13 protein-coding genes are annotated in these 16,210 nt (G+C 53.4%); all 13 read left to right on the top strand.

What is annotated here, in order from left to right:
* Positions 1 to 7: 7 nt before the first annotated feature.
* The 13 genes from ispC to accA all read left to right on the top strand — a co-directional run bounded on the left by ispC (position 8) and on the right by accA (position 16,118).
* Positions 8 to 1,207 carry a 1-deoxy-D-xylulose-5-phosphate reductoisomerase gene (gene ispC, locus C813_RS41725; protein WP_025263723.1) on the top strand — a complete coding sequence of 400 codons (1,200 nt, stop codon included), beginning with the start codon at positions 8 to 10 and terminating at the stop codon, positions 1,205 to 1,207.
* 183 nt (positions 1,208 to 1,390) lie between these two features.
* Positions 1,391 to 2,149, top strand: a complete 759-nt coding sequence (ispU, locus tag C813_RS41720; protein WP_017458000.1) for a (2E,6E)-farnesyl-diphosphate-specific ditrans,polycis-undecaprenyl-diphosphate synthase — start codon at positions 1,391 to 1,393, stop codon at positions 2,147 to 2,149.
* 12 nt (positions 2,150 to 2,161) lie between these two features.
* Complete coding sequence (gene cdsA / locus C813_RS41715; RefSeq protein ID WP_017458001.1) at positions 2,162 to 3,019, top strand: phosphatidate cytidylyltransferase; 858 nt, start codon at positions 2,162 to 2,164, stop codon at positions 3,017 to 3,019.
* An 11-nt stretch (positions 3,020 to 3,030) separates the two neighbouring features.
* On the top strand, positions 3,031 to 4,380 hold the full coding sequence (gene rseP, locus C813_RS41710) for a sigma E protease regulator RseP (protein ID WP_017458002.1): 1,350 nt from the start codon (positions 3,031 to 3,033) through the stop codon (positions 4,378 to 4,380).
* Between the two features lie 31 nt (positions 4,381 to 4,411).
* Positions 4,412 to 6,829 carry an outer membrane protein assembly factor BamA gene (bamA, locus tag C813_RS41705; protein ID WP_017458003.1) on the top strand — a complete coding sequence of 806 codons (2,418 nt, stop codon included), beginning with the start codon at positions 4,412 to 4,414 and terminating at the stop codon, positions 6,827 to 6,829.
* Between the two features lie 117 nt (positions 6,830 to 6,946).
* The gene (gene skp / locus C813_RS41700; RefSeq protein ID WP_017458004.1) at positions 6,947 to 7,441 is read left to right on the top strand and encodes a molecular chaperone Skp; all 495 of its coding nucleotides are present in this window, start codon (positions 6,947 to 6,949) and stop codon (positions 7,439 to 7,441) included.
* Positions 7,442 to 7,444: 3 nt separating this feature from the next.
* Complete coding sequence (gene lpxD / locus C813_RS41695) at positions 7,445 to 8,473, top strand: UDP-3-O-(3-hydroxymyristoyl)glucosamine N-acyltransferase (RefSeq protein ID WP_017458005.1); 1,029 nt, start codon at positions 7,445 to 7,447, stop codon at positions 8,471 to 8,473.
* Positions 8,474 to 8,635: 162 nt separating this feature from the next.
* The gene (fabZ, locus tag C813_RS41690) at positions 8,636 to 9,091 is read left to right on the top strand and encodes a 3-hydroxyacyl-ACP dehydratase FabZ (protein WP_017458006.1); all 456 of its coding nucleotides are present in this window, start codon (positions 8,636 to 8,638) and stop codon (positions 9,089 to 9,091) included.
* 3 nt (positions 9,092 to 9,094) lie between these two features.
* On the top strand, positions 9,095 to 9,883 hold the full coding sequence (gene lpxA, locus C813_RS41685; RefSeq protein WP_017458007.1) for an acyl-ACP--UDP-N-acetylglucosamine O-acyltransferase: 789 nt from the start codon (positions 9,095 to 9,097) through the stop codon (positions 9,881 to 9,883).
* On the top strand, positions 9,883 to 11,031 hold the full coding sequence (gene lpxB / locus C813_RS41680; protein WP_017458008.1) for a lipid-A-disaccharide synthase: 1,149 nt from the start codon (positions 9,883 to 9,885) through the stop codon (positions 11,029 to 11,031). Before lpxA ends, lpxB begins: the two co-directional genes overlap by 1 nt.
* Entirely contained in the window at positions 11,028 to 11,624 is a 597-nt protein-coding gene (rnhB, locus tag C813_RS41675; protein ID WP_017458009.1) for a ribonuclease HII, read from the top strand. The genes lpxB and rnhB overlap by 4 nt, the downstream gene beginning before the upstream one ends.
* Before the next feature lie 39 nt (positions 11,625 to 11,663).
* Positions 11,664 to 15,146, top strand: coding sequence for a DNA polymerase III subunit alpha (dnaE, locus tag C813_RS41670; protein ID WP_017458010.1), 3,483 nt, complete (start codon positions 11,664 to 11,666; stop codon positions 15,144 to 15,146).
* Between the two features lie 12 nt (positions 15,147 to 15,158).
* Complete coding sequence (accA, locus tag C813_RS41665) at positions 15,159 to 16,118, top strand: acetyl-CoA carboxylase carboxyl transferase subunit alpha (protein WP_017458011.1); 960 nt, start codon at positions 15,159 to 15,161, stop codon at positions 16,116 to 16,118.
* The last annotated feature ends 92 nt before the right edge of the window (positions 16,119 to 16,210 follow it).

The following is a 16,210-nucleotide window of genomic DNA, read 5'->3' as shown; positions in this document are numbered from 1 at the left end:
GCGTTTCATGAAGCATTTAACTCTTCTGGGCTCAACGGGTTCTATTGGTTGCAGCACGCTGGCCGTGGTTCGCCACAATCCCGATCGTTTCTCCGTTACTGCGCTGGTTGCCGGTAAAAATGTTACCCGCATGGTTGAGCAGTGCCTTGAGTTTTCTCCCAAATTTGCGGTGATGGACGATGAAGATAGCGCGCAACAGTTAAAGCGCGCTTTGCGGGAACACGGTAGCCGAACAGAAGTGCTGAGCGGTCAACAGGCAGCCTGTGAAATGGCGGCGCTGAGCGGTGTCGATCAGGTGATGGCGGCCATTGTGGGCGCTGCGGGCCTGGTACCCACGCTTGCTGCTATTCGTGCCGGGAAAACTGTGCTACTGGCGAATAAAGAGGCTCTGGTGACGTGCGGCCGTCTGTTTATGGAGGCGGTGAAGGAGAGCGGGGCGCAGCTATTGCCGGTAGACAGCGAGCATAACGCTATTTTTCAGAGTTTACCGGAAACAATTCAACATAACCTGGGGTACGCTGATCTGGAGCAGAATGGCGTTTCGTCTATTCTGCTTACCGGGTCTGGTGGCCCGTTCCGGGAGACCCCACTTTCCGATCTGGCCGCAATGACGCCGGATCAGGCGTGTCGGCACCCGAACTGGTCAATGGGGCGCAAGATCTCCGTTGACTCCGCCACTATGATGAATAAAGGTCTGGAATACATTGAAGCGCGCTGGTTGTTTAATGCCTCTGCCCGCCAGATGGAAGTGTTGATTCACCCGCAATCGGTGATCCACTCCATGGTGCGTTACCAGGATGGCAGTGTATTGGCACAACTGGGTGAGCCGGATATGCGTACGCCCATCGCTCATACGATGGCCTGGCCGGAACGAGTGCCGTCAGGTGTTAATGCCCTCGATTTTTGCAAACTAAGTTCGTTAAGTTTCGCACAGCCCGATTTTGACCGCTATCCTTGCCTGAAGCTGGCCATTGATGCTTCAGATGAAGGGCAGGCGGCAACAACGGCGCTCAACGCGGCGAATGAGGTCACTGTTTCGGCATTCCTGGCATCTGCTATCCGTTTCACAGATATTGCCGCCCTGAATCTTTCTGTGCTTGAACAGATGGATTTGCGCGAACCGCAGAGCATTGATGACGTGCTGGCTGTAGATGCACAGGCACGCGACGTTGCGCAAAAACAAGTGATGCGCCTCGCAAGCCAGTGATATTACAGCGATGAGTGACGGTGCTATTTGTTAGCGTTGGGCTTCGGTGATATAGTCTGCGCCACAAAATTGCCAGTTGGTATTATGGCGTTTGGTGTAAGCCGTGGTTTACACGGCTTTTTTGCGTAAAGGCTTTTGTATTCCTGAGTACCGCTAAATCCTTTTCAGGGACTAAAACGCGTTATGTTGTCTGCTAACCAACCGATAAGCGAAAGTTTGCCAACGCATGGCTGCCGCCATGTAGCGATAATTATGGATGGCAATGGTCGCTGGGCGAAAAGACAAGGGAAACTCCGGGCTTTTGGTCATCGGGCCGGAGCGAAGTCTGTACGCCGTGCGGTCTCTTTTGCCGCCAATAATGGTATTGATGCGCTGACGCTTTATGCTTTTAGTAGCGAGAACTGGAATCGCCCGGCGCAGGAAGTGAGTGCGCTGATGGAGTTGTTTGTGTGGGCGCTGGATAGCGAAGTAAAAAGCCTGCACCGTCATAATGTGCGTTTACGCATTATTGGCGATACCAGTCGTTTTAATACGCGTTTGCAGGAAAGAATCCGCAAAGCGGAAGCGTTAACCGCCCAGAATACCGGGCTGACGCTGAATATCGCAGCGAACTATGGTGGACGCTGGGATATCGTACAGGGAGTCCGGCAGCTTGCCGAGCAGGTGCAGGAAGGGCTTTTACGCCCGGATCAAATTGATGAAGAAACGCTCAATAAGCAAGTCTGCATGCATGAGCTGGCTCCTGTGGATTTAGTGATTAGGACTGGTGGGGAACATCGCATAAGTAATTTTTTACTTTGGCAAATTGCCTATGCCGAACTTTACTTTACAGATGTTCTTTGGCCCGATTTTGATGAACAAGACTTTGAAGGTGCGCTGCATGCCTTTGCCAATCGAGAGCGTCGTTTCGGCGGTACCGAGCCAGGTGGCGACAAAGCCTGATGGGGGTTGCTTTTGCTGAAGTATCGCCTGATTTCTGCTTTTGTATTGATACCCATTGTTATTGCAGCGCTTTTTTTGCTGCCGCCGGTGGGATTCGCGATCGTTACGCTCGCTGTTTGCATGCTCGCTGCGTGGGAGTGGGGGCAACTGAGCGGCTTTACTTCCCGGACTCAGCGGGTTTGGTTGGCGGTATTATGCGGGTTTTTACTCGCGCTTATGCTGTTTACGCTGCCGGAGTATCACCATAATACCCATCATCCGCTGGTGACGATCTCGCTCTGGGCCTCTCTGGGCTGGTGGCTGGTGGCGTTGGTGCTGGTGCTAAGTTACCCGGCATCCGCCGCGGCGTGGCGCCACTCTAAAATTTTGCGCCTGATTTTCGGTATCTTGACGATTATCCCTTTTTTCTGGGGCATGCTGGCGCTGCGCGTATGGCATTACGATGTAAATCACTATAGTGGCGCGCTGTGGTTGCTGTATGTGATGATCCTCGTTTGGGGAGCTGATTCAGGTGCTTATATGTTTGGTAAACTGTTTGGCAAACATAAGCTTGCACCGAAAGTCTCGCCGGGAAAAACCTGGCAAGGTTTCCTGGGGGGCCTGCTGACGGCGGGTATAATTTCCTGGGGCTACGGCGCTTGGGCGAATCTGGATGTAACCTCATCTACGCTCTTTGTTTGCTCGGTGGTCGCGGCGTTAGCCTCTGTATTGGGCGATCTCACGGAAAGTATGTTCAAGCGTGAAGCCGGAATTAAAGATAGTGGGCATCTAATTCCGGGCCATGGCGGTATACTGGATCGCATTGACAGCCTGACAGCGGCAGTTCCTGTATTTGCCTGCTTGTTATTGCTGGTTTTCAGGACGATTTGACGGAAGGTTTTATGCTGAGCATTCTCTGGAATCTGGCGGCGTTCATTGTTGCGCTTGGTGTATTGATCACCGTGCATGAATTTGGCCATTTCTGGGTTGCTCGCCGCTGTGGCGTGCGGGTTGAGCGTTTTTCCATCGGTTTTGGTAAAGCGCTCTGGCGTCGCACCGACAAACACGGTACCGAATTTGTCATCGCCCTGATCCCCCTGGGCGGTTATGTCAAAATGCTGGATGAGCGTGTTGAGGCCGTTGCGCCGGAAATGCGCCACTACGCTTTCAATAATAAAACGGTTGGCCAGCGCGCCGCCGTTATTGCTGCCGGTCCCATCGCTAACTTCATCTTTGCCATCTTCGCTTACTGGCTGGTGTTTATCATCGGTGTCCCTGGCGTTCGTCCGGTTGTTGGTGAAATAACGCCCAACTCTATCGCTGCAAACGCGCAAATTGCACCTGGAACGGAACTTAAAGCGATTGATGGCATCGAAACGCCTGATTGGGATGCTGTGCGCTTACAGTTGGTGTCTAAAATCGGCGATAGCCAGACGACCGTCAGCGTAGCGCCATTCGGCAGCAACAATCGTCAGGAAAAAGTGCTGGATTTACGTCACTGGGCCTTTGCGCCTGATAAAGACGATCCGGTTATGTCGCTCGGGATTCGTCCTCGCGCGGCGCAGCTTGAACCGGTGCTTGCGGAGGTGCAACCCGGTTCCGCTGCCAGCAAAGCGGGTTTGCAAGCTGGCGACAGGATCGTTAAAGTCGATGGTCAGCAGTTAACGCAGTGGATGACGTTCGTTACGCTGGTACGGGATAACCCAGGTACGTCGTTAGCGCTGGAAGTGGAAAGGCAAGGGACTCCCTTGTCTTTGACGTTGATACCGGATACAAAGCCCGGTAGCAAGGCAGAAGGGTTTGCGGGCGTGGTGCCCAAAGTCATTCCTTTGCCAGATGAATACAAAACAGTACGCCAGTACGGGCCATTTAGCGCCATCGTTGAAGCCACGGATAAAACCTGGCAGTTGATGAAGCTAACGGTCAGTATGTTGGGGAAATTGATCACCGGTGATGTAAAACTGAACAACCTCAGTGGGCCGATTTCTATCGCTCAGGGGGCTGGGATGTCAGCGGAGTTCGGGTTGATTTACTACCTGATGTTCCTTGCTTTGATAAGCGTGAACTTAGGCATTATTAACCTGTTCCCTCTGCCTGTTCTTGACGGCGGGCATCTGCTGTTTTTAGCGATTGAGAAGCTGAAGGGCGGACCGGTATCCGAGCGAGTTCAAGACTTTAGTTATCGCATTGGCTCTATCTTGCTGGTGCTGTTAATGGGGCTTGCACTTTTCAATGATTTCTCTCGCTTGTAAGAGAGTTTGTTAGGAAGAACGCATAATAACGATGGCGATGAAAAAGTTGCTCATAGCGTCGCTGCTGTTTAGCAGCGCCACCGTATACGGTGCTGATGGATTCGTAGTGAAGGATATTCATTTCGAAGGCCTACAGCGTGTCGCCGTTGGTGCGGCCCTCCTCAGTATGCCAGTTCGTCCTGGCGATACGGTGAATGATGAAGATATCAGTAACACCATTCGCGCGTTGTTTGCCACCGGCAACTTCGAGGATGTTCGTGTCCTGCGTGATGGTGATACGCTCCTCGTTCAGGTGAAAGAACGCCCGACAATCGCCAGCATCACCTTCTCCGGCAACAAGTCGGTGAAAGATGACATGCTGAAACAGAACCTTGAAGCTTCTGGCGTCCGTGTGGGTGAATCACTGGATCGCACTACCCTCTCCGATATCGAAAAAGGGCTGGAGGACTTCTACTACAGCGTGGGTAAGTACAGCGCCAGCGTCAAAGCTGTCGTCACCCCATTACCGCGTAACCGTGTTGACCTGAAGCTGGTCTTCCAGGAAGGCGTTTCCGCGCAAATCCAACAGATTAATATTGTCGGCAACCATGCCTTCACGACCGAACAGCTGATCTCCTCGTTCCAGCTGCGCGACGAAGTGCCGTGGTGGAACGTTGTCGGTGATCGTAAATATCAGAAACAGAAACTGGCAGGCGACCTGGAAACCCTGCGCAGCTACTACCTGGATCGCGGTTACGCACGTTTCAACATTGATTCGACTCAGGTTAGCCTGACGCCGGACAAAAAAGGCATTTACATTACGGTTAACGTGACCGAGGGCGATCAGTACAAACTCTCTGGTGTGCAGGTTAGCGGTAATCTCGCAGGACACTCTGCGGAAATTGAAAGCCTGACGAAAATCGAGCCGGGCGAGCTGTATAACGGCGCCAAAGTGACCAAAATGGAAGATGACATTAAAAAGCTTCTTGGTCGCTATGGTTATGCCTACCCGCGCGTTCAATCGCAGCCTGAAATCAACGACACGGACAAAACGGTTAAGCTGCATATCAACGTTGATGCTGGCAACCGTTTCTACGTGCGTAAGATCCGCTTTGAAGGTAACGACACTTCTAAAGATTCCGTACTGCGTCGCGAAATGCGCCAGATGGAAGGTGCGTGGCTGGGCAGCGATCTGGTCGATCAGGGTAAAGAGCGTCTGAACCGTTTGGGCTATTTTGAAACTGTCGATACGGAAACCCAGCGTATCCCGGGTAGCCCGGACCAGGTTGATGTCGTCTATAAGGTGAAAGAGCGTAACACCGGTAGCTTTAACTTCGGCGTTGGCTACGGCACCGAGAGCGGCGTCAGCTTCCAGGTTGGCGTTCAGCAGGATAACTGGTTAGGTACTGGTTACTCTGTTGGTATCAGCGGAACCAAAAACGACTACCAGACTTACTCTGAGTTCTCCGTCACCAACCCGTACTTTACGGTGGATGGCGTGAGCCTCGGCGGTCGTATCTTCTATAACGACTTTAAAGCGGATGATGCGGATCTGTCGTCCTATACCAACAAGAGCTACGGTCTTGATGGTACGCTCGGCTTCCCGATCAACGAATACAACACGCTGCGCGCTGGCTTAGGCTATGTTCATAACAGCCTGTCGAAGATGGAACCGCAGGTGGCAATGTGGCGTTATCTGGACTCCGTGGGGCAGAATGCCAGCACGCAGAACGACAGCAACGGTTATTCGGCGGATGATTTCACCTTTAACTACGGCTGGACTTACAACAACCTTGACCGTGGTTATTTCCCGACGAAAGGTTCGCGCGTCAACCTGAACGGTAAAGTGACGGTGCCGGGCTCGGATAACGAGTTCTACAAAGTCACTGTCGATACCGCGTCTTACTTCCCGATTGACGACGATCACAAATGGGTGGTCTTAGGTCGTACACGTTGGGGATACGGCGATGGTTTAGGTGGTAAAGAGCTGCCGTTCTATGAGAACTTCTACGCAGGTGGTTCCAGCACCGTGCGTGGCTTCCAGTCCAACAACATTGGTCCGAAAGCGGTTTACTACGGTGGCAACAACCAGAGCAACTGTAAGAATACCGTTGCAGACTCGCTCTGTAAGTCTAATGATGCGGTGGGCGGTAACGCAATGGGTGTTGTCAGCGCCGAGCTGATTACACCGACGCCGTTTATCAGTGATAAATACGCCAACTCTGTGCGGACCTCATTCTTCTGGGATGCGGGTAGCGTGTGGGATACAAACTGGCAAAATACCGCGCAGATGAAAGCGCTGGGTATTCCGGATTATAGCGATCCGAGCAATATCCGCATGTCTGCCGGTATCGCATTACAATGGATGTCCCCATTGGGGCCGTTGGTTTTCTCCTACGCCCAGCCGTTTAAAAAGTACGATGGAGACAAAGCGGAACAGTTCCAGTTTAACATTGGTAAAACCTGGTAACGCCGTACTGCAATGGAATGCACCAGCAGTGTAGTGATGGTCGAGGCTTTCAATGGAAAGCCCGGCCACGCAAAGAACTGTACCTCCGGGTACAAACGGGATGGTAAGGAGTTAATTGTGAAAAAGTTGTTATTAGCTGCAGGTTTCGGTTTGGCAATGGCTACGTCAGCTCAGGCCGCTGACAAAATTGCGATTGTTGATATGGGTAGCCTGCTGCAGCAGGTTGCGCAGACTTCCGGCGTTTCTCAGACCATGAAAAACGAATTCGGCGGTCGCGCGAGCGAACTGCAAAGCATGGAATCCGACCTGCAAGCAAAAGCACAGCGTTTGCAGCGTGATGGTTCCACGATGAAGGCAAGCGATCGCAGCAAGCTGGAAAAAGACATCACTTCTGGCCGTCAGGCATTCGCTCAAAAAGCGCAGGCTTTCGAACAGGATCAGGCTCGTCGTTCTAATGAAGAACGCGGCAAGCTGGTGACTCGTATCCAGACCGCAGTGAAAAAAGTGGCTTCTGATCAGGGTGTTGATCTGGTTATTCCTTCCAACGCCGTTATTTACAACAGCAACGATGTAAAAGACATCACCGCTGATGTACTGAAACAGGTTAAATAAGTAATGCCTTCAATTCGACTGGCTGATTTAGCTCAGCAGTTGGATGCAGAACTACACGGTGATGGCGATATCGTCATCACCGGCGTTGCGTCCATGCAATCTGCCGTAGCGGGCCACATCACTTTCATGGTCAATCCTAAGTACCGTGAACACCTGACTGCATGTCAGGCCTCTGCCGTTGTAATGACGCAGGACGATCTTCCCTTTGCCAACAGCGCTGCGCTGGTCGTAAAAAATCCTTACCTGACCTACGCACGTATGGCGCAAATTCTTGATACCACGCCGCAGCCTGCGCAGAACATCGCGCCAGGAGCAGTGATTGATCCTACGGCTAAGCTTGGTAGCAACGTAGCGATTGGTGCGAACGCCGTGATCGAATCTGGCGTTAGCCTGGGCGATAACGTCGTCATCGGCCCGGGTTGCTTCGTTGGGAAAAATACGAAAATTGGCGCGGGTTCGCGTCTGTGGGCCAATGTATCCATTTACCACGAGATTGAGATCGGTGAAAATTGCCTGATCCAATCCGGCACGGTGATAGGTTCCGATGGCTTTGGCTATGCTAACGATCGTGGCAACTGGGTTAAAATCCCACAGCTTGGCCGCGTCATTATCGGCAATAACGTTGAGATCGGCGCATGTACGACCATAGATCGTGGTGCGCTGGATGATACCTGCATTGGTAACGGCGTCATCATTGATAACCAGTGTCAGATTGCACATAACGTTGTGATTGGCGACAATACCGCCGTTGCCGGTGGCGTCATCATGGCGGGTAGTTTGAAAATTGGTCGCTATTGCATGATTGGCGGCGCCAGCGTAATCAACGGGCACATGGAAATTTGCGACAAGGTTACTGTAACGGGGATGGGGATGGTCATGCGTCCTATCACTGAGCCGGGTATTTACTCCTCAGGTATCCCGCTGCAACCAAACAAAGTGTGGCGAAAAACCGCAGCCCTGGTGATGAATATCGATGATATGAGCAAGCGCCTGAAAGCTATCGAGCGCAAGGTTAATCAACAAGACGAATAATTCATCCGCATAACGCTTGTACACAGAAGAATTCGGGGGGACAGAAAAGCCTCTGCACCTCGAAGAATAAAGTGTATATACTTCCCGGCCTGTTGGCATTCTTATGATTGCCGCGGGCCGTGTTATTATTGCTTTTTAGTATATTTGGACAGGAAGAGTATTTTGACTACTGACACTCATACTCTGCACATTGAAGAGATCCTGGAGCTTCTGCCGCACCGCTACCCGTTCTTACTGGTTGATCGCGTGCTGGATTTTGAAGAAGGTCGTTTTCTGCGCGCAGTCAAAAATGTTTCGGTAAACGAGCCGTTTTTCCAGGGGCACTTCCCTGGCAAACCGATTTTCCCGGGTGTGCTGATCCTTGAAGCAATGGCGCAGGCGACCGGTATTCTGGCGTTTAAAAGCGTTGGCAAACTGGAGCCGGGTGAGCTGTATTACTTCGCCGGTATCGACGAAGCGCGCTTTAAGCGTCCTGTTGTGCCAGGCGATCAGATGATCATGGAAGTCACTTTCGAAAAAACCCGCCGTGGCCTGACCCGTTTTAAAGGGGTTGCGCTGGTAGACGGTAAAATTGTTTGTGAAGCTACTATGATGTGTGCACGTAGCCGGGAGGCCTGATACGTGATTGAGAAAACCGCCTTTATTCATCCTACTGCCATTGTTGAAGACGGTGCCGTTATTGGTGCTAACGCTCATATTGGCCCATTTTGTATTGTGGGACCTCACGTCGAAATTGGTGAGGGTACCGTACTGAAATCTCACGTCGTCGTGAATGGTCATACGACTATTGGTCGTGACAACGAGATTTATCAGTTCGCCTCCATCGGCGAGGTTAACCAGGATTTAAAATATGCTGGTGAACCGACTCGTGTGGAAATTGGCGATCGCAACCGCATTCGCGAAAGCGTCACCATCCACCGTGGCACAGTACAGGGTGGTGGGTTGACGAAGGTGGGCAGCGATAACCTGCTGATGATCAACGCGCACGTTGCGCACGATTGCACCGTTGGAAATCGCTGTATCCTCGCAAATAACGCAACGCTGGCGGGTCATGTTTCCGTCGACGACTTTGCAATCATTGGCGGCATGACCGCAGTGCATCAGTTCTGCATTATCGGTGCACACGTGATGGTTGGCGGCTGTTCTGGCGTTGCCCAGGACGTACCGCCGTACGTGATCGCTCAGGGCAACCATGCCACACCATTCGGTGTGAACATTGAAGGCCTGAAACGTCGTGGCTTTAGCAGAGAAGCGTTAGTGGCTATCCGTAATGCGTACAAATTGCTGTACCGCAGCGGTAAAACGCTGGAAGAGGCGAAACCGGAAATTGCTGAGCTTGCTGCTAAGCACCCGGAAGTTGACGCATTCATGCAGTTCTTTGAGCGCTCAACACGCGGTTTGATTCGTTAATGATCGACGCGCGTCCTCTTACGATAGCCCTCGTCGCCGGAGAAACCTCCGGCGATATTCTTGGTGCCGGTCTTATCCGTGCGCTGCGAGCTCGCCTACCGAACGCGCGTTTTGTCGGCGTCGCGGGGCCGCGTATGCAGGCCGAAGGCTGCGAAGCCTGGTATGAAATGGAAGAGCTGGCGGTAATGGGCATCGTTGAGGTGCTGGGGCGTTTACGCCGTCTGCTGCATATTCGTGCTGATTTAACCCGTCGTTTTAGTGAACTGAAACCGGATGTCTTTGTCGGCATCGATGCGCCGGATTTCAATATTACCCTCGAAGGTAATCTGAAACAGCAGGGTATTAAAACCATCCATTATGTCAGTCCGTCCGTCTGGGCGTGGCGACAAAAACGCGTTTTCAAAATCGGCAGAGCCACCAATCTGGTGCTCGCGTTTCTGCCTTTCGAAAAAGCGTTTTACGATAAATTTAACGTACCGTGTCGTTTTATCGGCCATACCATGGCAGATGCCATGCCACTGGATCCCGATAAGAACGCGGCGCGGGCGCAGCTGGGTATTGCCGATAACGTGCATTGTCTGGCTTTGTTGCCGGGCAGTCGCGGGACGGAAGTCGAAATGCTAAGTGCGGACTTCCTGCGCACCGCGCAATTGTTGCGTGAGCGCTATCCCGATCTTGAAGTAGTTGTTCCGTTGGTCAATGCGAAACGGCGCGAACAGTTTGAACGCATCAAAGCGGAAATTGCACCGGAACTGCAAGTGCATATGCTTGATGGCCAGGCGCGGGAAGCGATGATCGCCGCAGACGCCGCGCTGCTGGCCTCGGGGACCGCTGCGCTGGAGTGCATGCTGGCGAAATGCCCGATGGTGGTTGGCTATCGCATGAAGCCATTCACTTTCTGGCTGGCAAAACGTCTGGTAAAAACGCCTTATGTGTCGCTGCCAAACTTGCTTGCCGGGCGTGAGCTGGTTAAAGAGTTACTCCAGGATGAATGCAATCCCCAGTCGCTCGCTACTGCGCTGGAACCCTTGCTGGCCAACGGCAAAACCAGCCACGAGATGCACGATATTTTCCGCGAATTGCATCTGCAGATTCGCTGCAATGCCGATGAACAGGCGGCTGACGCCGTACTGGAGTTAGCACAATGATAGAGTTTGTTTATCCGCATACGCATTTGGTTGCCGGTGTGGATGAAGTCGGTCGCGGCCCGCTGGTGGGCGCGGTGGTGACAGCGGCGGTGATCCTCGATCCCGAGCGTCCTATTGTCGGTCTGAACGATTCTAAAAAATTATCCGAAAAACGTCGTTTGTCACTCTGCGATGAGATCAAAGAGAAAGCGCTGGCCTGGAGCCTTGGCCGTGCGGAGCCGCATGAAATCGACGAGTTGAACATTTTGCATGCCACCATGCTGGCGATGCAGCGCGCTGTTGCCGGGCTGGCAATCATGCCCGAGTTCGTGTTGATCGACGGTAACCGTTGCCCGGCTTTGCCGATGCCTTCGCTGGCGGTGGTAAAAGGCGATAGTCGTGTCGCAGAAATCAGCGCCGCGTCGATTCTCGCCAAAGTGACTCGCGATGCGGAGATGGCAGCTCTTGATATCATTTTTCCGCAATATGGCTTTGCGCAGCATAAAGGCTATCCTACGGCTTTCCATCTGGAGAGACTGGCGGAGCACGGCGCAACCGAGCATCACCGACGCAGCTTTGCGCCGGTCAAACGCGCGTTGGGTCTTGTGTCCTGATTCTTGTGAACGTGAAATAAACCAGGCTGGGATCTAAAAATGGCTGAACCACGTTTCGTACACCTGCGGGTGCATAGCGACTATTCCATGATTGACGGGCTGGCGAAAACCGGGCCGCTGGTGAAAAAGGCGGCGGCGCTCGGCATGCCTGCGCTGGCGATCACCGATTTTACCAACCTGTGTGGTCTGGTGAAGTTTTACGGAACGGCGCACGGTGCCGGGATGAAGCCTATCGTCGGTGCTGACTTTCATGTGCAAAGCGATCTGCTTGGTGACGAACTGACGCAGCTTACCGTTCTCGCTATCAACAACACCGGTTATCAAAACCTGACGCTGCTTATTTCGCGCGCTTACCAGCGTGGTTATGGCGCGCTCGGCCCGTGGATTGACCGCGACTGGCTGCTGGAGCTCAATGAAGGGCTGATTCTGCTTTCCGGCGGGCGCATGGGCGACGTGGGTAAAAGCGTGCTGCGTGGCAATAGCGCACTGGTAGAGCAGTGTCTTGAGTTCTATAAAACCCATTTTCACGATCGCTACTACCTGGAACTGATCCGTACGGGGCGAGCGGACGAAGAGTCTTACCTGCATGCCGCCGTCACGCTGGCAGAAGAGCATGGCTTGCCGGTAGTTGCTACCAACGATGTACGGTTTATTGATGCTGGCGACTTCGACGCCCATGAGATCCGCGTGGCGATCCACGACGGTTTTACCCTCGACGATCCCAAACGCCCGCGTAACTATTCGCCGCAGCAATACATGCGCAGCGAAGAGGAGATGTGCGAGCTCTTCTCGGATATCCCTGAAGCGCTGGAGAACACGGTCGAAATCGCCAAACGCTGTAACGTCACCGTGCGCCTTGGCGAATACTTCCTGCCGCAGTTCCCGACGGGTGATATGACCACTGAGGATTTCCTCGTAGCGAAATCCAAACAGGGGCTGGAAGAACGACTGGCATTCCTCTTCCCGGATGAAAACGTGCGCGCTGAAAAGCGCCCACCTTACGATGAACGTCTCGATGTTGAACTCCAGGTAATCAATCAGATGGGGTTCCCGGGCTACTTCCTCATCGTGATGGAATTTATCCAGTGGTCAAAAGATAACGGCGTGCCGGTAGGGCCGGGCCGTGGTTCCGGTGCGGGTTCGCTGGTGGCTTATGCGCTGAAAATTACCGACCTGGATCCGCTGGAATTTGACCTGCTGTTTGAACGTTTCCTTAACCCGGAACGTGTGTCGATGCCTGACTTCGACGTCGATTTCTGCATGGAAAAACGCGACCAGGTTATCGAGCACGTGGCGGATATGTACGGGCGTGATGCGGTATCGCAGATCATCACCTTTGGTACTATGGCGGCGAAAGCGGTTATCCGTGACGTTGGCCGCGTGCTTGGTCACCCGTATGGCTTTGTCGACCGAATTTCAAAACTGGTGCCACCCGATCCGGGGATGACGCTGGCTAAAGCGTTTGAAGCCGAACCGCAACTGCCGGAAATTTACGAAGCTGATGAAGAGGTCAAAGCGCTGATCGATATGGCGCGCAAGCTGGAAGGGGTGACGCGAAACGCCGGGAAACACGCCGGTGGTGTGGTTATCGCGCCAACCAAAATCACTGACTTTGCGCCGTTATATTGTGATGAAGCCGGTCAGCACCCGGTTACCCAGTTCGATAAAAACGATGTGGAATATGCGGGCCTGGTGAAGTTTGACTTCCTCGGGCTGCGGACGCTGACCATCATTAACTGGGCGCTGGAGATGATTAACGCCCGGCGCGAGAAGAACGGCGAGCCGCCGCTGGATATCGCCGCTATTCCGCTGGATGACAAGAAAAGTTTCGACATGCTGCAACGCTCGGAAACCACGGCGGTTTTCCAGCTTGAATCCCGCGGCATGAAAGACCTGATCAAACGCCTGCAGCCTGACTGCTTCGAAGATATGATCGCACTGGTGGCGCTGTTCCGTCCGGGACCGCTGCAATCAGGCATGGTGGATAACTTCATCGACCGTAAACACGGGCGTGAAGAGATCTCTTACCCTGATGTTCAATGGCAGCATGAGAGTCTGAAGCCGGTGCTGGAGCCAACCTACGGCATCATTTTGTATCAGGAACAGGTGATGCAGATTGCGCAGGTACTTTCGGGTTATACCCTTGGCGGCGCGGATATGTTGCGCCGTGCGATGGGTAAGAAAAAGCCCGAAGAGATGGCCAAACAGCGCGGAACGTTTGAAGAAGGCGCGAAGAAAAACGGCGTCGACGGCGAACTGGCGATGAAAATCTTCGACCTGGTGGAAAAATTCGCCGGTTACGGATTTAACAAATCGCACTCTGCCGCCTATGCTTTGGTGTCATACCAGACGCTGTGGCTGAAGGCGCACTATCCAGCCGAGTTTATGGCGGCGGTAATGACCGCCGATATGGACAACACCGAGAAAGTGGTTGGCCTGGTCGATGAGTGCTGGCGCATGGGGCTGAAAATTCTGCCGCCGGATATCAACTCAGGTCTGTACCATTTCCACGTCAATGACGATGGCGAAATTGTTTACGGCATCGGCGCGATCAAAGGCGTGGGTGAAGGGCCGATCGAGGCGATCATTGAAGCGCGCAACAACGGTGGCTACTTCCGCGAATTGTTTGATCTTTGCGCCCGTACCGACATCAAAAAACTCAATCGTCGGGTACTGGAAAAGCTGATTATGTCAGGGGCGTTTGATCGCCTCGGCCCGCATCGCGCCGCGCTAATGAACGCGCTGGGCGATGCGCTGAAAGCCGCCGATCAGCACTCGAAAGCCGAGGCGATTGGGCAGGCAGATATGTTTGGCGTGCTGGCAGAAGAGCCGGAGCAGATTGAGCAGTCCTACGCCAGCTGCCAGCCGTGGCCGGAACAGGTAGTGCTGGACGGCGAGCGTGAAACGTTAGGGTTGTACCTGACAGGTCACCCGATTAACCAGTATTTAAAAGAAATTGAGCGCTATGTCGGAGGCTACCGGCTGAAAGACATGCATCCGACCGAACGTGGGAAAGTGACCACGGCGGCGGGGCTCGTCATTGCCGCGCGGGTTATGGTCACCAAGCGCGGCAATCGTATCGGCATCTGTACCCTGGATGACCGTTCCGGGCGTCTTGAAGTGATGTTGTTCACTGACGCCCTGGATAAATACCAGCAACTGCTGGAAAAAGACCGCATACTTATCGTCAGCGGACAGGTCAGCTTTGATGACTTCAGTGGGGGGCTTAAAATGACCGCCCGCGAAGTGATGGACATTGACGAAGCCCGGGAAAAATATGCCCGTGGGCTTGCTATCTCGCTGACGGACAGGCAAATTGATGACCAGCTTTTAAACCGACTCCGTCAGTCTCTGGAACCCCACCGTTCGGGAACCATTCCAGTACATCTCTACTATCAGAGGGCGGATGCGCGCGCGCGATTACGTTTCGGCGCAACGTGGCGTGTCTCTCCGAGCGATCGTTTACTCAACGATCTGCGTGGCCTCATAGGTTCGGAGCAGGTGGAACTGGAGTTTGACTAATACAGGAATACTATGAGTCTGAATTTCCTTGATTTCGAACAGCCGATTGCTGAGCTGGAAGCGAAAATCGATTCTCTGACCGCCGTTGGCCGTCAGGATGAAAAACTGGATATTAACATCGACGAAGAAGTGCATCGTCTGCGTGAGAAAAGCGTTGAGCTGACACGTAAAATTTTCGCCGATCTTGGCGCATGGCAGGTCGCGCAGTTGGCTCGCCATCCGCTGCGTCCATACACCCTGGATTATGTCCGCCTGGCTTTCGACGAGTTCGACGAACTGGCTGGCGATCGTGCTTACGCTGACGATAAAGCCATTGTTGGCGGTATCGCGCGTCTGGATGGGCGTCCGGTGATGATCATCGGCCACCAGAAAGGCCGCGAAACCAAAGAGAAAATCCGCCGTAATTTCGGTATGCCGGCACCGGAAGGCTATCGCAAAGCGCTGCGTCTGATGGAAATGGCAGAACGCTTCAACATGCCGATCATTACCTTTATCGACACGCCGGGTGCTTATCCGGGGGTGGGCGCGGAAGAGCGTGGTCAGTCTGAAGCGATCGCGCGTAACCTGCGTGAAATGTCCCGCCTGAACGTGCCGGTTATTTGCACCGTGATCGGCGAAGGCGGCTCTGGCGGCGCACTGGCAATTGGCGTGGGCGATAAAGTAAATATGCTGCAATACAGCACCTATTCTGTTATCTCTCCGGAAGGCTGCGCATCAATTCTGTGGAAAAGCGCCGACAAAGCGCCGCTGGCTGCCGAAGCGATGGGGATTATCGCACCGCGTCTGAAAGAGCTGAAACTGATCGACTCGATCATTCCGGAACCGCTGGGCGGCGCTCACCGTAACCCGGAAACCATGGCTGCGTCGCTGAAAGCGCAACTGCTGGCCGATCTGGCCGATCTGGACGTGCTGAGCAAAGACGATCTGCGCAACCGCCGTTACCAGCGTCTGATGAGCTACGGCTACGCCTGATCCTCATCCCACTCCGAAAAGCCGCACCGCTGTGCGGCTTTTTTTATACCTGCCGTTTAGCTCAACTATGCTTAGCTAAGGTTTTTAACGGA

The sequence above is a fragment of the Kosakonia sacchari SP1 genome (assembly GCF_000300455.3).
Taxonomy (GTDB): Bacteria; Pseudomonadota; Gammaproteobacteria; order Enterobacterales; family Enterobacteriaceae; genus Kosakonia; species Kosakonia sacchari.
Note: the sequence above shows the minus strand (reverse complement) of the source record. Positions and strands in the feature narration are given on the sequence as shown.

What these genes read in the sequence shown, in the direction of transcription:
- ispC (WP_025263723.1), top strand. Translation starts at nt 8, where the DNA reads ATGAAGCATTTAACTCTTCTGGGCTCAACGGGTTCTATTGGTTGCAGC.
- ispU (WP_017458000.1), top strand. Translation starts at nt 1,391, where the DNA reads ATGTTGTCTGCTAACCAACCGATAAGCGAAAGTTTGCCAACGCATGGC.
- rseP (WP_017458002.1), top strand. Translation starts at nt 3,031, where the DNA reads ATGCTGAGCATTCTCTGGAATCTGGCGGCGTTCATTGTTGCGCTTGGT.
- bamA (WP_017458003.1), top strand. Translation starts at nt 4,412, where the DNA reads ATGGCGATGAAAAAGTTGCTCATAGCGTCGCTGCTGTTTAGCAGCGCC.
- lpxD (WP_017458005.1), top strand. Translation starts at nt 7,445, where the DNA reads ATGCCTTCAATTCGACTGGCTGATTTAGCTCAGCAGTTGGATGCAGAA.
- lpxB (WP_017458008.1), top strand. Translation starts at nt 9,883, where the DNA reads ATGATCGACGCGCGTCCTCTTACGATAGCCCTCGTCGCCGGAGAAACC.
- rnhB (WP_017458009.1), top strand. Translation starts at nt 11,028, where the DNA reads ATGATAGAGTTTGTTTATCCGCATACGCATTTGGTTGCCGGTGTGGAT.
- dnaE (WP_017458010.1), top strand. Translation starts at nt 11,664, where the DNA reads ATGGCTGAACCACGTTTCGTACACCTGCGGGTGCATAGCGACTATTCC.
- accA (WP_017458011.1), top strand. Translation starts at nt 15,159, where the DNA reads ATGAGTCTGAATTTCCTTGATTTCGAACAGCCGATTGCTGAGCTGGAA.